Annotated in this window: 20 protein-coding genes; 15 read left to right on the top strand and 5 right to left on the bottom strand. The window is 37.1% G+C overall.

All coding sequences use genetic code 11. From position 1 onward, the window contains the following. Positions 1–29: 29 nt before the first annotated feature. Together BANA01_RS12920 and BANA01_RS12915 are read left to right on the top strand one after the other, a co-directional pair. Positions 30–1,115 carry an AbrB family transcriptional regulator gene (locus BANA01_RS12920; protein ID WP_063253403.1) on the top strand — a complete coding sequence of 362 codons (1,086 nt, stop codon included), beginning with the start codon at positions 30–32 and terminating at the stop codon, positions 1,113–1,115. Positions 1,116–1,150: 35 nt separating this feature from the next. After that, on the top strand, positions 1,151–2,251 hold the full coding sequence (locus tag BANA01_RS12915; RefSeq protein ID WP_063253402.1) for a CaiB/BaiF CoA transferase family protein: 1,101 nt from the start codon (positions 1,151–1,153) through the stop codon (positions 2,249–2,251). Between the two features lie 73 nt (positions 2,252–2,324). Here the strand turns inward: BANA01_RS12915 and BANA01_RS12910 are convergent, their stop codons facing one another. Beyond that, a complete protein-coding gene (locus tag BANA01_RS12910) occupies positions 2,325–2,858 on the bottom strand; it encodes a helix-turn-helix domain-containing protein (RefSeq protein WP_063253482.1) in 534 nt (177 codons plus the stop codon). A 196-nt stretch (positions 2,859–3,054) separates the two neighbouring features. Between BANA01_RS12910 and BANA01_RS12905 the strand changes: the two genes are divergently transcribed. The 4 genes from BANA01_RS12905 to trhO all read left to right on the top strand — a co-directional run bounded on the left by BANA01_RS12905 (position 3,055) and on the right by trhO (position 6,036). Continuing rightward, on the top strand, positions 3,055–3,726 hold the full coding sequence (locus BANA01_RS12905) for an alpha/beta hydrolase (protein WP_063253401.1): 672 nt from the start codon (positions 3,055–3,057) through the stop codon (positions 3,724–3,726). Next, a complete protein-coding gene (locus tag BANA01_RS12900) occupies positions 3,723–4,142 on the top strand; it encodes a DoxX family protein (protein WP_063253400.1) in 420 nt (139 codons plus the stop codon). Before BANA01_RS12905 ends, BANA01_RS12900 begins: the two co-directional genes overlap by 4 nt. A 19-nt stretch (positions 4,143–4,161) precedes the next feature. Further along, the gene (locus BANA01_RS12895; RefSeq protein ID WP_063253399.1) at positions 4,162–4,941 is read left to right on the top strand and encodes a DODA-type extradiol aromatic ring-opening family dioxygenase; all 780 of its coding nucleotides are present in this window, start codon (positions 4,162–4,164) and stop codon (positions 4,939–4,941) included. A 147-nt stretch (positions 4,942–5,088) separates the two neighbouring features. Next, the gene (gene trhO / locus BANA01_RS12890) at positions 5,089–6,036 is read left to right on the top strand and encodes an oxygen-dependent tRNA uridine(34) hydroxylase TrhO (protein ID WP_063253398.1); all 948 of its coding nucleotides are present in this window, start codon (positions 5,089–5,091) and stop codon (positions 6,034–6,036) included. A 43-nt stretch (positions 6,037–6,079) separates the two neighbouring features. Here the strand turns inward: trhO and BANA01_RS12885 are convergent, their stop codons facing one another. Further along, the gene (locus BANA01_RS12885; RefSeq protein ID WP_063253397.1) at positions 6,080–7,231 is read right to left on the bottom strand and encodes a glycoside hydrolase family 18 protein; all 1,152 of its coding nucleotides are present in this window, start codon (positions 7,229–7,231) and stop codon (positions 6,080–6,082) included. 223 nt (positions 7,232–7,454) lie between these two features. Between BANA01_RS12885 and BANA01_RS12880 the strand changes: the two genes are divergently transcribed. Further along, a complete protein-coding gene (locus BANA01_RS12880) occupies positions 7,455–8,519 on the top strand; it encodes a metallophosphoesterase (protein WP_235847135.1) in 1,065 nt (354 codons plus the stop codon). A gap of 201 nt (positions 8,520–8,720) precedes the next feature. Here the strand turns inward: BANA01_RS12880 and BANA01_RS12875 are convergent, their stop codons facing one another. Next, positions 8,721–9,689, bottom strand: a complete 969-nt coding sequence (locus BANA01_RS12875; RefSeq protein WP_063253395.1) for an SMP-30/gluconolactonase/LRE family protein — start codon at positions 9,687–9,689, stop codon at positions 8,721–8,723. A 318-nt stretch (positions 9,690–10,007) separates the two neighbouring features. Between BANA01_RS12875 and BANA01_RS12870 the strand changes: the two genes are divergently transcribed. The 4 genes from BANA01_RS12870 to BANA01_RS12855 all read left to right on the top strand — a co-directional run bounded on the left by BANA01_RS12870 (position 10,008) and on the right by BANA01_RS12855 (position 14,361). Next, positions 10,008–10,304, top strand: a complete 297-nt coding sequence (locus BANA01_RS12870; RefSeq protein WP_063253394.1) for a 4a-hydroxytetrahydrobiopterin dehydratase — start codon at positions 10,008–10,010, stop codon at positions 10,302–10,304. A 25-nt stretch (positions 10,305–10,329) separates the two neighbouring features. Further along, entirely contained in the window at positions 10,330–12,057 is a 1,728-nt protein-coding gene (locus tag BANA01_RS12865; protein WP_063253393.1) for an aromatic amino acid hydroxylase, read from the top strand. A 109-nt stretch (positions 12,058–12,166) separates the two neighbouring features. After that, positions 12,167–13,078 (top strand): CBASS cGAMP-activated phospholipase, encoded by a 912-nt coding sequence (locus BANA01_RS12860; protein WP_063253392.1) that lies wholly within the window; start codon positions 12,167–12,169, stop codon positions 13,076–13,078. Positions 13,079–13,176: 98 nt separating this feature from the next. Next, on the top strand, positions 13,177–14,361 hold the full coding sequence (locus BANA01_RS12855; protein WP_063253481.1) for a DHH family phosphoesterase: 1,185 nt from the start codon (positions 13,177–13,179) through the stop codon (positions 14,359–14,361). Positions 14,362–14,413: 52 nt separating this feature from the next. Here the strand turns inward: BANA01_RS12855 and BANA01_RS12850 are convergent, their stop codons facing one another. Both BANA01_RS12850 and BANA01_RS12845 read right to left on the bottom strand, forming a co-directional pair. Beyond that, positions 14,414–14,779 carry a carboxymuconolactone decarboxylase family protein gene (locus BANA01_RS12850; protein ID WP_034672468.1) on the bottom strand — a complete coding sequence of 122 codons (366 nt, stop codon included), beginning with the start codon at positions 14,777–14,779 and terminating at the stop codon, positions 14,414–14,416. A gap of 74 nt (positions 14,780–14,853) precedes the next feature. Further along, on the bottom strand, positions 14,854–15,693 hold the full coding sequence (locus BANA01_RS12845) for a DUF2935 domain-containing protein (RefSeq protein WP_034672464.1): 840 nt from the start codon (positions 15,691–15,693) through the stop codon (positions 14,854–14,856). A 119-nt stretch (positions 15,694–15,812) separates the two neighbouring features. On the opposite strand from BANA01_RS12845, the gene BANA01_RS12840 reads away from it, so the two are divergent. The 4 genes from BANA01_RS12840 (at position 15,813) to yiaA (ending at position 20,052) form a co-directional block, all read left to right on the top strand. Further along, complete coding sequence (locus tag BANA01_RS12840) at positions 15,813–17,264, top strand: spore germination protein (protein ID WP_052106254.1); 1,452 nt, start codon at positions 15,813–15,815, stop codon at positions 17,262–17,264. A gap of 5 nt (positions 17,265–17,269) precedes the next feature. Then, a complete protein-coding gene (locus BANA01_RS12835) occupies positions 17,270–18,355 on the top strand; it encodes a GerAB/ArcD/ProY family transporter (protein WP_034672461.1) in 1,086 nt (361 codons plus the stop codon). Then, positions 18,348–19,445 carry a Ger(x)C family spore germination protein gene (locus tag BANA01_RS12830; RefSeq protein ID WP_034672458.1) on the top strand — a complete coding sequence of 366 codons (1,098 nt, stop codon included), beginning with the start codon at positions 18,348–18,350 and terminating at the stop codon, positions 19,443–19,445. The genes BANA01_RS12835 and BANA01_RS12830 overlap by 8 nt, the downstream gene beginning before the upstream one ends. 136 nt (positions 19,446–19,581) lie before the next feature. Continuing rightward, on the top strand, positions 19,582–20,052 hold the full coding sequence (gene yiaA / locus BANA01_RS12825) for an inner membrane protein YiaA (protein WP_034672455.1): 471 nt from the start codon (positions 19,582–19,584) through the stop codon (positions 20,050–20,052). Positions 20,053–20,098: the final 46 nt, after the last annotated feature.

Genomic DNA, 20,098 nt, shown 5'->3' with positions numbered 1-20,098 from the left:
ATGTTGATTCGTAATCGGAGATGGGATGTATGAAGATAACCACGGGTTTTAATAAAGACAAGTACTTAAGCTTTTTTCTTACATTGCTTGCAGGTTTACTTGGCGGGAATTTGTTTTCTTTATTAGATTTACCACTCCCTTGGATACTTGGACCTATGTTTTTAACAGTTTTTCTTACAATGACTATTAAAGACGCATATTCACCACCTTCTTGTACCTTAGTCGGGTTCTTTATTTTAGGAATCTCCATGGGTCTTTACTTTGTTCCTGAAATGGGGGCAATCATTTTAGATCAGTTAGAATTTGTCATCGTAATGACATTCGTCCTTTTTTTTCTTAGTGTTATGAACGGTGTTTTATATAAAAATATCTTTAAATTGGATTGGATGACAGCCATTTTCGGCAGTATTCCCGGCGGCACTGCTCAAATGATTGAAATCGGAAAAGAATTAGGTGGAAAACCAGAAATTATTGCCATTCAACAATTCATAAGACTAGTCTTTGTCGTTATGATTATTCCAAGTTTTTTAATTTTTTCTTCCAAACCGGCAGATACCATCATTGCAAAGCAAACGGAAGCAGTTAACGTGAATTTAATAGGATTGCTCATATTATTTGGACTGGGCTGTTTGGGTGTTGTTATAGGGAGGTTTTTGAGTATTCCTCTATACTTTTTGACAGGACCATTGATTGTAGTGGCAATTTTTTCATTATCGGGTGTTTCATTAGGAGATGTTCCTCCAATATTGCTGCATATTGCACAGTTATTTATCGGGATTAATATTGGAAATAATTTTAAGAAAAAAGAATTGCTTGAATATCGGAAATATTTAATGCTTGGTCTTTTAGCTGGCATATCTTTAACTGCAATGAGTTTTTTTGCTGCTTTTCTCTTATATTTGTGGTCGGGTATTGATTTTGCAACGGCCATTTTATGTATGGCACCCGGAGGAGTTGCAGAAATGAGTTTAACGGCGGTAATTATTGGTGCCAATGTTCCACTCGTTGCTGCCTTTCAAGTTTTTAGGATGCTAGTCTTTCTTACAATTGTACCAAAGGCAGTCGTTTTTATTATAAATAGGATTAGATTAAAAAGTAATGCACTTGAGCATTAGGCTATTAAAGACATTCATTATTAGGAGGCTAATTTATGTTGAAAGGTGTTCGGGTTATTGATTTCTCCCAATATTTACCAGGTCCATATGCTACACTTCGTTTGGCCGATAAGGGTGCAGAAGTAATAAAAGTTGAATCGCCGAGCGGGGATCCATCTAGGTATCCGCCTGAAAAAGATCAGGGAGACAAGTATATATTTCGTGCACAGAATCGAGATAAAAGAAGTATTAGCTTAAATTTAAAAGACCCAAATGATCAGCGCATTGCTATAGAATTAATAAAGGAATCTGATGTGGTTCTGGAAAGCTTCCGCCCAGGTGTAACAAAACGATTGGGTTTTGCCTATGAAGATATTGTTAAGGTAAAACCTGATATTATCTATTGTTCCTTGTCTGGTTATGGACAAAAGGGCGTTATAAGTCATTTAGGCAGTCACGATATCAATTACATGGCACTAAGTGGAGCGCTGTCCCAATTAAAAGATAACGACGGTGTTCCTGTTCATCCTAGTCATACTTTTGCTGATTTAATTGGAGGTATTGCAGCAAGTGAATCGATCTCTGCAGCATTATTTCATAGAGAAAGAACTGGAGAAGGTTCGTACATCGACCTTTCACTTGCTGATGTAATGCTCAGTCTTATGACCAACCATATCATTCTTGAATCCGCTACTGGGGAGCAAAATGGTATTTCTAAATTAAATAAAGAATTAATTTGCTATTATTTGTATGAAACGAAAGATGGAAGATATATCAGTTTAGGGGCTTTAGAGCCTAAGTTTTGGGAAAACTTTTGCTCTGCTGTAAATAAAATAGAATGGCTTCCAGCGCACCTGACTAAGCCAAGTGATGATAATTTAATTTTCCAAGAGGTTAAGAAAATGTTTCGTAAACACACTCTGTCGGAATGGACTCAATTTGCTGAAAAAGTTGATTGTTGTATGGCACCTGTGTTGGAAACAGGGGAAGTTCCATTTCATCCCTATTATCAAGAACGACATCTAATTGAAGAAAAATGGGGGCTTCGATATGTTTCTACCCATTACAGCCCCGAGCCGAAGCTTAAATACTCATCTCCCCCACCGAAACATGGAGAGCACAACAAAGAAATAATAGAAAGGTCATTAAAGAACTAGAATCTGATGTGACAAAAACCATCTAAAAAGGTGTCCAAATCTATGGACGCCTTTTTAAATGGTGAGAAAAAAATTAATCCTTTAGTTCGTTTAGAGTATAAACTGCAATTAATACAACCGCCTTACAATCTCCAATATTTTTAACTGTATGTGGAACACTGGCATTCCAACTAAAGGAGTCACCTTCTTCTAAGATTACAGAATCTTCTCCTTGCTCTGCTAAAACTTTCCCCTCAAGGACTAAATGGCATTCTTCCCCTTCATGTGCATGGGCGTCACCTATCGAAGCGCCTGGAGGAAACTCTACACTTCTTAAACTCAAACCTCCCATTGATGAGATGTGCTCAATTTTCAACTGATTAAACGTAGTCGTTGTTCTAGCATTTTTTCTAACGACGCGTAAATGTTGTTTTTTTTCTAATAATAAGTAAGGTAATGGAACCTCTAAATAAGTGGCAATAGTTTGCAGCGTATTGATTGATGGTGAAGTGTTATTGTTTTCTACGTTACTGATAAATCCTTTTGAAAGGCCAGTACCTTCACACATTTGAGCGATTGTGATTTTTTTTCGATTTCTAATAGCACGAATTTTTGCGCCGATATCCAGTTTGATCACCCTTTTATGGTTTCCTAATATAGAACATATTTATATATTAGCAAAAATCCCATTGACAATCCACAAGATTCGCTGTTATCCTATAAGCAACAAATGTTCATATTTAAAAACATTTTATTTTTTAGGCTTATGTTTCCAAATATGAACTTTTATTAACTATTAAAATACTGATAGGAGGGATATAGATATGAATGCACCTATGATTTATGAGCTTCGCCGTCCAAGCGAGATCGATCCTGATAAAAAGTATCCTGCGCTGTTTATTATGCATGGAATAGGCAGTAATGAACAAAATATGCTGTCTTTGGTAAACGGCTTAGAAGAACGATTTTACATCTTCAGTATTCGCGGTCACCTCTCGCAGCCGCCAGGTTTTGCTTTCTTTACCATTGAAGGGTACGGTAAGCCCCACCGAGAAGTTTTCGATGAGGGAGTAACCAAGCTAACTAACTTTGTTGACTATACTTGCGAACAGTATCCACTAGATACATCTCAATTATACTTGTTAGGTTTTAGCCAAGGTGCGATTTTAGCGATGACGCTAGGCTTGACATTAGGAGATAAAATAAAAGGCGTTGTTGCTTTAAGTGGTTACATTCCAGCCTTCGTAAAAGAAGAATATGAGATCAAAGCTGTAAATGAGTTATCGGTATTTATTTCACATGGAGAAATGGATCAAGTGCTTCCATATGAGTGGGGACTTGCCAACAACGAGTATTTTCGTCAATTAGGTGCAAACGTTACTTTTAAGACATATGTAGAAGGACATAGTGTGTCTAAAAGTAATCTTCAGGATTTTACAAACTGGTTATTAGAAGATTTAAAAAATAATACATTAAGGGAGAGACAGAAGAGATGAAAAAGATAGAAGTAAGTACATTTATTTTACGTATAGTGTTAGGGGTTACGTTTTTTATTCATGGATTAGTGAAATTCCAAGGCGGGATTGAAAATATCGTTGGCTGGTTTGATTCGATTGGCTTACCAGGAGTACTAGCCTATGGTGTTGCAGTGTTAGAAATGGTTGGAGGGCTTGCATTAATCATTGGTTTAGGAAGCAGAATTGTATCAGCACTGTTTGTATTATTAATGCTTGGAGCGACTGTTAAAGTGAAATTGGCTGGCGGCTTCTTAGGAAATGGACAAGGTGCAGGCTGGGAATTGGATTTAGCATTACTAGCAATCGCATTATTCATTGCCATAAATGATAGTAAGATGTTTGCTTTAGATAAAGTGTTTTTTAAAGGACAAAATAACCAAACACAATCTCTTTAATATAGGAGGGAAAAGTACTATGATGCCATCACTGTTTATTGCTCATGGTGCACCATTACTAGCGATTGAAAACAATGAGTATACTCAATTTTTAAATCAAATGGGACATTCTTTACCACGCCCTAAGGCAATTGTTTTATTTTCCGCCCATTGGGAATCTAGATCGCAAAAAGTGAGCGAAGTAGACCAATATGACACTATTTATGATTTCGGTGGCTTCGACCCATCGTTATATACCATTAAATATCCAGCTAAAGGTCTACACCAAATCTCAAATCAAATAAAGGATTTATTCAAAGAAAATGGTATTCCTTTCGATGTAGAAACGAAACGCGGATTGGATCACGGTGCTTGGGTGGTGCTACGTTTACTTTACCCAGAAGCAGATGTCCCTGTCATTGCCATGTCGGTAAATCCTAATTTAACTCCAGAAGAACAATATAAAGTCGGAAAGTCACTGGCTGAATTACGTGCTAACGATGTTCTAATTATAGGCAGCGGGGGAACGGTTCACAATTTGAGGGCAGTAAATTTTGCAGACAATGGAAAAACTGATCAATGGGCATTGGAGTTTGATGATTGGTTAGCTCATCATCTTCATACATGGGATACAGATTCATTGTTTAAATACGATTCAATCGCTCCAAATGCACAGTATGCTGTACCTCCATATGGAAATGAACATTTTGTTCCAATTTTTTATGCTATGGGAGCAGCAGATGACAACCAAAAAGCAAAATTATTACATCGTAGCTTTAGATATGGAAACCTAAGTCATAGCGTATGGCAATTTGGATGATAGCAAAAAATAACACTAACCCAGCGTTAGTGTTATTTTTCATGCAAGTTAGAATAATTCTTATCAATTGAAATTTATGCACGATTATTGATATAATAATTCGGTTATTAATATAAGGAATGTATAAAAGTAAATAAGGTGGTAAATATGAATCAAGAATTTCTAGTGTTATTGTATTATAAATATGTCCATATAGAAAATCCAGAAGAGGTTCAGCAAGAACATCTTCAGTTTTGTAATGAGTTAGGCCTTAAGGGTCGAATCATTATTGCCTCAGAAGGAATTAACGGTACTGTGTCAGGTACAGTTGAGCAAACTGACGCTTATATAAAATATATGAATGAACACCCGCTTTTTGCAGGTACAGTATTCAAAATCGATGAAGCAACAGAGCATGCGTTCAAAAAAATGAGAGTTCGTTATCGACCAGAGCTTGTTACACTTCGTCTAGAGGATGATGTGGACCCACTTGTTACAACAGGAAAACATCTAAAACCGAAAGAATTTTTTGAAGCGATGCAAAGAGAAGATACTGTTGTGATTGACGCACGTAATGATTATGAATATGATTTAGGTCATTTCCGAGGCGCTGTTCGCCCTGACATATTAAATTTCCGTGATCTGCCTGATTGGATTCGAGATAATAAGGAGCAATTCGAAGGGAAAAAGATTCTTACTTATTGCACAGGCGGTATCCGCTGTGAAAAATTCTCAGGCTGGCTTGTAAAAGAAGGGTTTGAAGATGTTTCACAATTAGAAGGCGGTATTGTGACGTACGGAAAAGATCCAGAGGTTCAAGGTGACCTATGGGATGGACAGCTTTATGTATTTGACGAGCGCATTGCCGTTCCAGTCAATCAAAAAGAACATGTGGTTGTAGGTAAGGATTATTTCACTGGTGACCCTTGTGAGCGTTACGTAAACTGTGCTAATCCGGAGTGTAATAAGAAAATTCTCTGCTCTGAGGAAAATGAACACCGTCACCTGCGCAGCTGTTCTCATGAGTGCAGGACGCACCCACGAAACCGCTATGTGGCACAGCATGGTTTAACTGAAGAAGAAGTGAATGAAAGATTAATGAATTTACAAGCATAAGAAAAAGGCTGCACGCTCTTTGTTAAGAATGTGCAGCCTTTTGTTATTTCTTTGCGAGGTTATTATTCGATTTAACTAATTCATCGTATATTGCTGTTGTTAAGCTATGGTCACCTTTACTGTCATGACCAGCTTCCCATAGCATCATACCTCCAAAGCCGTGATCAAGTGCTAGATTGGTCTTCTTTTTTATGGTTTCGACACCATTATAATGATAAATCGTTCCATTCATACTCACCGTATCATTCACAGCATTTGCAGGATCACTGTTAACGATAGCGGCATAAGAAACCTGTTTAATATCAGGGTTTTCAGGCTGAGCATAAAATGGTACTCCTAAAACAAGCTTTTCTTTTGGCAAATTGTTTTGGTCAAACAAATTTGCCCAATAGCTTACTATTTTCTCCGTAAACGGATAAGGTGATAAATTCGCTGCGTTGTAACCGCCGTCCCACTGGCCGTCATAGGCCATAATATTTACATGGTCGACATACTGGAAAGTAGAAGGTTCATAAACAACAAAGCCCATCTCGGTGCCTGTCACCGCATGAATTTTGGCATAAACCGCAATCGATAGTTCTTTACCTTTTGGATGAAGCTGATCGCTTAGCTCTTTAGCAAATGCTGCCAAGTTTGCCGCGTCTGCTTTTGAACGAGGGTGCTCGAAATCGATATCAATACCGTCTAGTTGTTCACGGTCTGCAATATTAGTAAGTTCATTCACAAGTCTTGTTCTAGAATCTGGATTGCTGATGGCTGCTTTAAATGGCTCGTAGGATTCCCCGCCATTGATATGAAACCAGCCGCCAACCGCTAGAATTACTTTTGTATTGTATTTGTCAGCTTCCTTGACCATTGCTCGTAAATTATTGATGGCTGTATCACCATTTAGCAAGATCTCGCCATCCGCAGTCGGATGCGCAAACGAGAAGATAGCATGTGTTAACTTAGAGTAATCAACCACATTCGGGTCGCGAAAATCTTGTACATAGCCCAATAACACTTTCGATTCCTCAATACTTTCCTCTGAAATTGCTTTTTCTTCGGGAAGTTTTACCGATTCTGAAGCTTTTTCTATTTTATGCGGTTTTGACGCTTCTTCTGTTTTAGTTTTGGTATAAAACACTCCTGTAAATATTCCCCCTGTAAAGGTAATGAGGATTACCAGGGCAAGGAGGATTTTGCTTTTTTTCATAGATTGTATACCTCCCTATTATTCTCTGACTATGAAATTGTATCAAAAAATAAGAGGAGGAAGTGTTGGTAATATCAACCTTGCGAATTAATGGTAAATAACGAGTCTTAATTATTTGTTAAATGAGCTCAAATATTGTCTAATTATAGTAAGACTTCTGGTGAAAAGGAGATTTACTTCTGTGTGGGCTGTTGGGATAGGAATAATCTTACTATATAATGTATTGATTTTTTACATAGGCTATAATATTTGGGTTTGGTTGAAGCAAATAAGTGGTGACCGAAAGAGTATAAAAATAATCTTCTGGGTTGTACTCGTTCTTTTTGCTTACTCTTTCGTGTTCTCACGCTGGCTGGATGAGAGTTTATTTTTTACATGGCTTGGAGCCGCGTGGCTGTCGTTATTTTATTTTCTGATATTGCTGCTACCCCTAGCCAACTTATCCATTTTTTTAAGAAGATTTACAAAGGTACAGAAAGAGAAGTTTGTTAAATGGACAGGATACAGCGTATTAGTTGTGATGGTTGGTTCATTCTTTTTCGGAGTGTTTAATGCCTACAGTCCTAAAGTGACAACCTATCAAATTAATATCCCGAAACAGGTAGAAGGGAAACAAAATCTAAAAATTATTATGGCTTCGGATATGCATTTCGGGGATTTATCTGGAAGCGGACAGGCAAAGAAATTGGTGGAATATATAAATTCTCAAAATCCTGATCTTGTGTTATTTCCTGGAGATATTATTGATGATGATATTACGCCATTTCTTGAAAAAGGTATTCCAGAGATCTTAAAACAAATCAAAGCACCTGTGTATGCTTCCCTCGGTAATCATGATCGTGATGACGTCGATCTTGTTAAGATCTTTAATAACAGCGGTATGAAGGTTTTAGATGATGAGGTATTGGACCTTCCTGAGGGGATTTCCCTTGTAGGGAGGAAAGATCGAGGTTATCAGGATGTAGTTAGAGCGGAGCTTTCTACATTAATGAAACAAGTCGACCTAAAGAAACCAGTTTTTCTCCTGGAGCACCAGCCCTACGATTTAGATATCGCCGAAACGAACGGTGTGGACCTTATTTTATCAGGTCATACACATCGGGGACAAGTTGCACCAGGTAATCTTATAACCGATAAGATTTTTGAAAATGATTTTGGCTATCTGAAAAAAGGGCAGCTCCAATCGATTGTTTCCTCCGGCTATGGTGTCTGGGGCTTACCGATTCGAATTGGCACACGTTCAGAAATCGTCCAAATTCACCTTTCCTTTAACCCTGCAATAAAATAAAAATTGTGAATAAATGTACTTTAAAATGATATTATCCTGACGAGAGAAGAAAAACCCAAGTGCATAGTCTCACTTGGGTTTTAATTAAGTTGCAATAGCGATTTTTTTGTTGTTCAGGTGAGTGTTAAAATTAATGTAATTTTTGAATTTCCTAACTTCCAAAAAGTTAACTTATTAATAAGCAGTTATCAGCGATAAGAGTCATTGTAATCCGTATGGTGTTAGGCCACTTTTATTAACCTTAATTCGCCAAACTTCGTTTTTGTTTGATTCTGTGACATATAGATGTCCATCATGGAAAGCAAGATTGGTACTGTAAGTACCAGCATCTTCTGGAAGACGGATGGTACCGAATTGAAAACCATTAGGGTCCACAACGACCACTTCACCAGCTTTGTAATGTGCTACATATACATTTCCTTCGGTATCAACAGCTAATCCATCGGGTCCGACTCCACCCTCAAATCGAGCAAAAACATACGGTGTATCATATATATCTTTTGCATTCACTGCAGGGGCACCGATGATTCGATTTTTTCCATATTCAGAGATATATACACGCTGGCCATCTGGTGAAATGGCAATCCCGTTTGGATATGCTATATTCTCCTGGAAGAGTTGAACTTTTGCACCTTCACCCGGAGGAAGATAAAAGACTCGACCATTTGGATTCAGTGCGCTAGACCCATGTGGTTCTGTAAAGTATACTCCTCCTTTATCATCGAATACAAGATCATTAAGTCCTCTTAAATGCTCAGTATTGAATTTTTCCGTTATTGTTGTCCTTTTTCCGCTAACAGGATCAATGTAATAGAGCTCCCCGTTTAGATCAGCGATAAACAGGCGTCCATCCTTATGAAACTTTGCCCCGTTAGGGTTTCCATAAGTTGCAACAACCTTTGACTTACCATTTTTGTCAAACTTCATGATTTCTCCAGAAAAAATTGCAGTCATCCACATATTTCCATCGCGATCAAAATTAAGACCCTCTAGAAACCCGGCTGAAGTGGAGACCTTTTCCCAAACGGCATCTTTAGGAACAATTTCTGTAATAGTATGTCTTTCCTTTGCCGGCGGTTTTCCTCCTGGGGTAGAGCCTGCAACTGCGGCTGTTACAGTTACAAGGGAGATCAATATAAGTAGTGTTATAGCTAAAACTCTTTTCCTCACTAAATGGTTCCTCCTTAGTTAAACAATATGTAGTAAAAGCGCTTTCACTAAAACAACCTTAACACGGTGAATAAATAGTGTCAATATTTCAAATATTATAAATATTAAAAATAGTAAAAATGAACTAACTTTTACTTTTTGTTTTTTCAAGGAGAGATTATCAGTAAAAGTTCTGATCTTAAATTGACTCAGTTAGTTGATTTGCCCTTCAAGCAAACAATAAAAACTGACAGTGTTTTTTTTATTGTAATTGAATAATATTTAATGATGGCTCCAAATTGAATGAAAGCGCTTTATTAGTATAAAGGAGTGAAGATAGTGGAAAAACTAACCCCTTCGGAGGTTCAAGAAAAGTTATCCTCCGTTCCAGACTGGAGATTAACAGATGAAAAATGGATCGAGCGAAAGTTTCGTTTTCGTGACTATTTAAAGGGAATTGATTTCGTTCAATCAGTTGCTAACCTATCTGAGCAGGCTAACCATCATCCATTTATCTCAATAGATTATAAGGTTGTTACATTACGAATATCATCATGGAATGCTAAAGGTTTAACGGCTTTGGATTTTGAATTAGCCACAAAATATGATGAAGTCTATTTAAAAGTGAAAAGTTAATTTTCTTTTCAAGGGAGAGATATCTATGGGGAAAGCAAAGAAAATTCCGAGACACTTGCAAAAATATGTGGTAGACCAGCAATATGAGAAATACACACCGATTGATCACGCGGTGTGGCGTTATGTGATGAGACAGAACCATAACTATCTAAAAGACACTGCCCATCAAGCGTATGTAGGCGGGTTAAAGTCCTCTGGGATATCTGTAGAGAAAATACCTAATGTTACAGATATGAACAAAGCGTTAGAGCCGTCCGGCTGGGGAGCAGCTAATATTGATGGTTTTATCCCCGGTGTTATTTTCTTCGACTTTCAAGCACACGGTATCCTGCCGATAGCATCTGACATTCGTAAACTAGAAAACATTCAATATACACCAGCACCTGATATCATTCATGAAGCCGCAGGTCATGCACCAATCCTTTGCGAGGAGAAATTCTCGGAATATGTAAAGCTTTTCGGACAAATTGGTTCAAAAGCATTAGCAACAAGTGAAGAGCATGAATTATTTGAAGCAGTGCGAACCTATTCGAATCTATTAGAGAGCGGAAAAGCAACAAAAGAAGAAATCGACGCAGCTAAAGCTGTTTTTGAAGAAAAACAAGCGGCTGTAACCGAGTTATCAGAAGCGGAGCAAATTTCGCGTTTATATTGGTGGACCGTAGAATACGGCCTTATTGGCAGTGTCGATCAGCCACAAATCTATGGAGCTGGATTGTTATCTTCTGTATCCGAAGGTAGAAGCAGCCTAACCGATTCGGTTAAGAAGATCCCTTTTGACTTGGAGACTGTTATTAAAACTGGCTTTGATATTACCAAACCACAGCCCCAGCTTTTTGTTTGTAACAGCTTTGACCAGTTAATAAATGCAGTAATGGAATTTTCGAAAACCATGGCTTTTAGGATTGGTGGAACAAAGGGCTTAGATAAAGCACTTCGATCGAATCATACGGCTACGTTTCAATATAGCTCAGGACTGCAGTTAACCGGCACCTTACGTAACATCATTAAAGATGAAAAAGGTGAAGCCATTTACGTCCAAACTGAAGGTCCATCAGCCTTGGCTTATCAAAATAATGAATTGTCAGGTCATGGAAAAACTACACATCAAGACGGCTTTGGAGCTCCCATTGGTAAAATAACAAATAGCATCAATCCATTCGAGGAGCTAAGTGACGAGGAGCTTAATAGAATTGGCATTGAGATAGGGAAAGAATCTACCATCAATTTTGAGAGTGGCGTGAAGGTGTCAGGAACTCCACAACATTTCTATCGAAAAGAGGGCAAACTTCTGCTCATATCATTTAATGATTGTAGTGTCTCATACGCAGGCCAAACGTTATTTGATCGTGATTGGGGCAATTATGATCTTGCAGTGGGAGAACGAATTACCTCCGTATTCGCAGGTGCAGCAGATTCTGAACAATTTTATGCAAACTTAGAAGAAGTTGAAACGAAACCACTTGTTAAAAGAGATTTATCTCCATTAGAACAGTTGTATGGGAAGGTTAGAACCATTCGTGAAAATCCACATAATGACATAGAAACAGCCCTACTTGAGGTGCTTGGTGAATTAACAAGGGATTATAAGGATGATTGGTTATTACGAATTGAAGTAATGGAACTGTTAGTGAGACATAACCTTATGCCTGACCAACAGTTATTACTAAAAACACAACTTGAAGATATAAAGCTTTTAAGTGAAGAATTCCCTGTGTTAATTGATAGAGGTCTGATGTTAACCAATGTATGACGAAAATTTTGGCCAATCACAACAACGATGAAATAAATTAGCCGCCGTGATAAGGAAAACAAAGAAAGGGTACACTTAGGGAAAAGAAGGGTAATTTAGGTGAAAAATAATGAAATTACTTTGTATAGATGGTGGTGGAATTCGTGGTATTTTTGCCATCGCCATTTTACAAGCATTAGAAGAAGAAGTAGGTCATCCTGTAGATGAGTTGTTTGATGTAGTCGCTGGTACTAGTACTGGAGCTATCATTGCTGCCTCTGTTTCACTCCACAAAAACATGAAAGAGATCTATGAGAGCTATAAGTACTTCGGTGGAAAGATTTTTACCAGGCAGGCAAAGGTTGGACTATTTAAGAGTGTTTATAGTGACCGAGCGCTAAGACATCTGTTAAAACAAGCGTTTGGTGAAGTGACACTGCAGGAGATAACCAAGCCGCTGCTTATTCCTGCTGTGGACATTACGCATGGAAAACCATTTACTCACCGTTCAAACTACGGACATCCTGACTGTGATGATCTATCGATAAAAGTGTGGGATGCGGTCCTTTCCTCGTGCTCGGCACCTGTCTATTTCCCTCCTAACAAAATAGGGGATCAGTACTTATCCATAGATGGCGGGCTATGGGCGAATAATCCTTCATTGGTCTGCCTGACAGAAGCCATTGATTTCTTCCAAAAGAATATGAAGGAAATCAACATCTTATCCATCGGTACTGGATTACAAAATATTGATTTTACGAACAATAATGATAAGTATTGGGGAATCAATCAGTGGCTCCCGTTCCACTTACCTACGATGAAGGTAACACCTAAGCTTCTGGATTTGGCCCTCCACCTTTCATCAGAATCCGTAACCTATCATTGTCAGATTCTTCTAAAGGACCAATACCTTCGAATCAATGAAGATTTGGGTAAGGAGATTCCCTTTGATGAAGTAGATTATATGGATGTTTTAAGTGATTTAGGAAGAAATGTTTTTAAAAAACAGAAAGACCAAATTCTTTCGTTTTTAGAAAAATAACAACCAAAACTCGCACTTTTGATGGGGCGGGTTTTTTGTTTGGTGTGATTCAATATTTTTCACCTTTTGAAACCATACTATTTTATGAGGTGAAGGGCATGTATAAACTGTTATCACATAATGATTTAGATGGTGTCGGGTGTGGAATACTAGGAAAGCTTGCCTTTGGAGAAGATGTAAAGGTTCGCTACAATTCCATTTCTGGTTTAAATCGAGAAGTTGAATGGTTTTTCGAAAACGAAGATAAAAGGACTACCTTATTTATTACCGATTTGTCTGTAAATGAAAAAAATGAACAGAGAATTAATGAGTTTTATCAAGAAGGGGGGAAAGTACAGCTCATCGATCATCACAAAACCGCACTGCATTACAATGATTATCCATGGGGACATGTGATGGTTGAAGACCAAGATGGTAAATTAACCTCTGCGACCTCATTATTATATGATTATCTTATTTCCCATCAGTTCATTGAAGAGTCAAATGCGATAAGAGAATTTGTCGAGTTGGTTAGACAATACGATACGTGGGAGTGGGAGAAAAATGAGAATCAAGACGCCCAGCGTCTGAATGCACTATTTTTTCTAGTTTCCATTGACGAATTTGAAGAAAAAATGATCCAGCGGCTTAAAACTAGTGACCACTTTTATTTTGATGAGTTTGAAAAGAAAATATTAGATATGGAAGAAGATAAAATTGATCGCTATATTCGCAGGAAAAGGCGGGAGCTTGTTCAGACAGAACTTGATGGCCTTTTTGCAGGTGTGGTCTATGCGGAATCCTATCACTCAGAACTGGGAAATGAATTAGGGAAAGAATATCCACATCTAGATTATATTGCAATTTTAAATATTGGTGGGAAGCGGATGGGTTTCCGAACCATTCACGATCATATCGATGTTTCTGAGGTTGCCGGAAAATATGGTGGAGGCGGGCATGCAAAGGCATCCGGTTGTTCTTTAACTGAAGAAGCTTATAAAAACTTTGTAACAGAGACCTTTCATTTAGAATCTATTCCAGAAGACGCGAGACGAAATCGATATAATTTGAAACGTTCTTCTTTTGGTACATTGTATAAAAGTAGAAGAGAAGATTATTTTCTGCTTTATCAAGTAAGTGACGATGAATGGGCGATTCAAAAAGGCCAGAAACGATTGGAACAAACCTATGCCAATTTTGAAGAAGGGGAGAGTTACTTAAAAAGAAATTATGAGGTGTGGATAGTAAAAGACGATGATTTTGTTCAGTACTTAATGAAACAAGTTAAAAACCAAATTCACTGAAAAAACCACTACAGAACGAACGAGTGTTCTGTAGTGGTTTTTTAAATATAATTTATTGTTTTAGTTGATTTAAATCCGTAATGCATTCCTGAACTAGCGTTACTGCCTGACTCATAGCTGCTCCGCCGCCAAATGCTGCCGTAACACCAACAGCTTCGAGGATTTCCTGTTCGGAACATCCTTGATCAAGACAACCTTTTGTATGATAAATAATACAATATTCATCCTGTGTATAGAGACTAATGCCTAATGCAATTAATTGCTTTTCCCGTTGAGATAAAGCACCCTCTTTAAAGCATTCTTCTGTAAAGGCATTGAAGTGTCTAGCAAACTCTGGCATTTTTTGGGTAAATACACCTAACCCAGATTTATACTCATGTAAGGCTGCTTCTGTAGAATTTCTTGCTTCGAATTCCATTCTTATGTTCACTCCATTTCTAATAATCATGAATCCAAAATTAGTATGAGCAAACAGAGAATGGATTAACCATATTAATACCCGCCATGGTAGTTTTTAAAATAAGCTGTCAATGAGCACGGGGGACGATCCATGTCAGGAACAAATGCACTTAGCTTTGTTAAAAAATAACAGGACTCAGGAAAATGGTGTTCTAAAAAACGCAGCGTTGTGGCATTCAAAACTTCTTTTCCTTTATATAACTTAATAACATGTTCAACCAATTGGTTAAAGGCAAGAACAGTTCCACTTACTTCACGTGCAAAGGCGATTTGTACCGGGAAATGGGGAGGCATAAACCGTAAATAACCTTTTATCGCGTCATTTTTTAATACATGTGCTGAAAATAGCTTATTCAGCGTGTTCACTCTCTCATGGAGAATAAGTTCTATCCCATCGAGTGCCCGATTTAGTAATGCAGCGTGACCAATCTGATCCTCTAACCAAAGATCTAATAAATCAACTAATGGAAGAGGAGGGTAATCTGTTCCATTCATGTAATATTGCAGGATTCGTAAATATTCACCGTTTTCATTTAATGTCCCATTAAAATAGGTTGGGGTAATGTTAATCAATATTTTATTGTTTAATTGTAAGTTAAGAATTTTTCCTTCGAAGGTGTAATAATCATAAGAAACTTGTGCGGATAGCTTTGAAAATTCAACCAATGCTTGTGAATTTATCTGACTCGTATTTGGAATTTGTTCTAATCTGTTTCTTACCTCTGTGAATCTGCTAATAAACCCAACGGCTTCTTCTATAAGGTTTACCTCGACTGGTGATAAGTAATCACGAACAAAAATGGCATGATCCAAGAGTATATTGACCCAAAAATAATGCTCTTCCCAAGGAGAAAATGGATTTAGGTTTTTCACCGGTAACCTCCCTTATTTGCAATCTACCTTTCTAATACAAATTATTATTCAGCCTTTAAATAAATGTATAAATTACCATTGTTAGCAAAAAATAAAAGAAAAAGATGGGGCGGGTGCGAATGCGTAAAAATCGCAATCGCTTTTTGAAGGACTTCAAACTGCAGAGAAGCATAGAAATATCGAATGCGAGTGAAAAAGTAGAACCAAAGTTAGCTAAAGAGGGATTATTACAGCAATTTAAAAACAATTTTACGAATAGTTCTGATTTAAGTGTCACAGAGTTTCCAAATTTAACAATAAAAATTTACTACTTTAGTTATTTAATTAATAAGGACCATTATGAACAATTCTTATCAAAACTTAGATGTATCACGATAGAAGAATTACAGCCCTTTTTAACTCATTCAGAGTTCAGACTATTGTCAGATTTTAGCGAACTTGAAGAAGCTATATTATCTGGAAGTGCCATTTTATTCACTGAGCAAAAAGCATATGAGCTTCCATTTAAAGAGGGAAAAGGTCGTTCGATTTCTCCATCTGAAACAGAAACGGTCATACTTGGTGCGCATGACTCTTTTGTGGAATCTGTTGATGTAAATTTATCTCTTATTCGGAAAAGAGTCTTGAGCTCACAGCTCAAGACGATAAAATTGCATGTCGGAAATAAATCAAAAAGGTCTGTTTATCTACTTTATATTGAAGGTGTTGCATCAGATAAAGACTTAGAAGAAATTAAAAAAAGAATTCTATCGATTCAAAAGGATGGAATTACCGATACCAATATGCTTGTTCAATTTATCGATGAGTATCCAAATTCTCCTTTTCCACAATTTTATACCACAGAAAGGCCGGACGTGGTGGTATATAAACTTTTTGAAGGAAAAGTAGCAGGCATAATGGACAACAGTCCGTACGCTTTTTGTACACCTGTCAGTTTTTTTGATTTTATGGAATCCATGGATGATTTCAGTCAAAGATGGTTTGTTGGTACCTTTATAAAAATCATACGGTATATTGCCATTTTAGTTACATTGTTATTTACTGCCTTATATGTATCCGTTACAACCTATCATTATGAAATGATTCCGCAGGCTTTACTTCCGACATTGCAGGAGTCCCGAAGTAAAGTGCCGTTTCCACCTGTCTTAGAAGCGCTATTCTTAGAATTTTTGTTAGAGCTGTTGAGAGAGGCAGGAGCCAGGCTTCCCACAAAAGTTGGACAGACAATTGGTATTGTTGGCGGTATTGTTATCGGACAGGCGGCTGTCCAGGCAGGCATTACTAGTAATATCCTTATTATTGTCGTAGCAGCTTCTGCTATCGCGTCATTTGTGGTACCTAGTTATTTATTAAGCGGGTCGATAAGAATTATACGTTTTGGCTTTATTATCCTATCAGGATTTTGGGGGAATATTGGGATTGTTTTTGGAATGGCCATTTTAATTATTCATTTAAGCACCTTGACGAATTTAAATTCTCCTTATTTAATGCCAATTTCTCCGATGTATCCCAAGTTCTTTAAATACACATTGATACGGGGACCTTTTAAGAAAAAAGCTGGAAGGGAGTAACGATCATGACAATGAAAGAAAAGTTATCACCCTTTCAAGCTTCGATATTGATTTATTTAACTCAGTCTGGAGTTACGCTGTTTTATTTACCCCGGCTTGTCGCAGAAGCATTTGGGACCAACGGCTGGATTGGTCATTTCATTATTTATTTCGTTGTCAATATCAATCTAGTGCTTATTTGGCTCGTATTCAAATTGAGTAAAGGTAAGTCCATGTTTGAAATCATAGCTATACTGCCAAAGTGGATGACACTTCCTTTTAATTTCGTTATCGCGTCTGTTTGGACGCTTTTAGGGGCAATGGTGACTGTTAAGTTTTCCATGATCCTTAAAGTATTGTTTTACAATAATGTGTCACTAGTGTACTTTCTCTCAATGGCTTATATATTATCTTATATGTTATTAAAGAAGGATCTTTATCAAATTGCGAAAGCAACTGTTGTTTTATTTTATTTTACAGTCTGGACTGTTTTTTTATTAGCTTTCCACCTTCCGGAATTCAGCTTTATTCGCTTGACACCGTTTATTTTTAAAGGAGATACAGACATGTTGAATGGGGGAGTGTCGGTTTTTACAGCCTTTTTAGGTTATGAGCTGTCGATCTTATATATCCACCGGATAGAAAGGAAACAATTAAAATCCCTTATAGCTGGAAATTCACTTACTACCGTTATATATTTGGGTGTGACCTTTGTCTGTTTTGGTTTTTTCAGTTTTAAACAACTGGTAAGCGAAATGTACCCGGTCGTAACACTATTGGGGTACATATCTTTTCCTGTTTTAGAACGTGTCGAAAGCTTTACCTTTTCTGTTTTCGGTATAAAGGTAATGTTGACTACCGTTATGTACTTATGGGGAACAAAAGAACTATTACAATATCAATTTAAAAGAGCAAAATCAAGTTATCTTGTAACCGTAATAATACTGATAAGCTTTGTCGTATCATTTATACCAAAAGTTCTTAAAGACTTAGATGAATGGTTAAAGTATATTAGCTATGCTTGTACAGCTGTAGCCTTTTTATTGCCAATCTTTTTATTAATTACCGTTGTAAGTACGAAAATAATGAACAGAGAGTCAGCCAATGAATAAATTATTTAGCATTATACTAATTCTCATACTAACTGGATGTGCCGAGCAAAAGATCATAGACGATTTAGCGCTAATTAATGCTGTAAGTTATGATGTTAGTGATAACGAAAAGAATCCCTTACGGTTAACCGTTACCTTTCCAATCATTACAAAAGACGGAAAATATGATCGAAAAACAATCAGTGTTGAAGGGAAATCAAGTAAAGAGGCAAGGGAAAAAGTAAGATTGGAAACAAACTTAAAACTTGAAAGCGGACAAATGCGTGTTTCCTTATTTGGTCATGAATTGGCGAAACAGGGGTTACTGCCCACCCTGCTTTCCTTAGCTCGTGATCCAAGTGTTGGTACAAGAGCAAAATTGGCTTTAGCGGAAGATGAAGCAAGTGATATATTAATGCTGCAGATTAAAAACGAAGGTCAAAATGCTACATACTTAGAGCAGTTTTTAACGAAGTTAAACCGTGAAAATTTAAGAACAAATTATAATATTTATCAATTTCTTAGAGACTACTATGATGACGGCATTGATCCCATTCTGCCGGTATTTAAAGTTGAAAAAAACAATATTACTTATAATGGCATTGGGTTATTTCATGCTGACAAAGTTGTCGGTATTCTGAAACCTGCAGAGGCCCGTTATCTTTTCCTTTTTCGAGAAGAGATGAAGGAAGGGAGTTTCATTGACCAAATTGACGTAGGAGAAGATGAAAAAGCCACTATCATGCTTAACTATGAACTTAAGGACCACAAGATTGAAATCCCATCAACATCAACGAACCCAAAGAAAGCCTCAATATATATAGAATTGATTGGGGATGTAATTGAATATACTGGGAGAGAAGAAATTTCTGATACAAAAGTACAGAAAAAAATTGAAACGATTATTACCAAGAAAATAAATCGGGAAGGTAAAAAACTTATCGTAAAGTTGCAAAAACTCCAAGTAGATCCTCTTGGTATTAGACGATACGTACGAAATAAAATGGATTATAAAGAATGGAAAGCATTGGACAAGTATCAGTCGTACCAAGATATGGATATAAAAATTCATGCTAAAGTTATCGTGAACAGTTCTGGAAAATGGAAGTAGGTTTGAATGAGAAATTTTAGGAAAATCATCTTTTATTTGTAAGAATTTTCTATATAATAGAATGAGGTGGGGGGCACTACAGTGTATCTGCGGTGTTCCTTTTTATTAGAGAAATAGAAGGAGGGGAAAACATTCTATGTCTAATGAGAATGAGGTTTTATTAGATAAAGGAAAACAAAAGGATCCAAAGTTGAAAGCAATTAGGAAAGAGGGAGAACCGACACCGGCATTTATTGGTGCTTCTTGGGCAGCTCTGTTAGTAGGTGTTACGGCTTATTTCGTTGGCTTGTTTAACGCAGCGATGCAATTGAACGAAAAAGGCTATTACTTTGCTGTACTAGTATTCGGCCTATATGCGTCTGTTTCTTTACAAAAAGCTGTAAGAGATAAAGAAGAAGGAATACCAGTTACAAATATTTATTATGGTATTAGTTGGTTTGCACTTATTGTAGCTATTTCATTAATGGGTATCGGTTTATATAATGCTGGCAGTATTGATTTGAGCGAAAAAGGATTCTATGGGATGTCATTTGTTCTAAGTTTATTTGCAGCGATTACGGTTCAAAAGAATATTCGTGATGCGCAGCGGGCAAGAGAAAGAGAGTAAATATGGTCTAGATGACCATTAGTAACGAAAAAAACGACAGCAAAAT

The organism is Neobacillus niacini NBRC 15566 (genome assembly GCF_001591505.1).
Lineage (GTDB): Bacteria > Bacillota > Bacilli > Bacillales > Cytobacillaceae > Neobacillus > Neobacillus niacini.
Note: the sequence above shows the minus strand (reverse complement) of the source record. Positions and strands in the feature narration are given on the sequence as shown.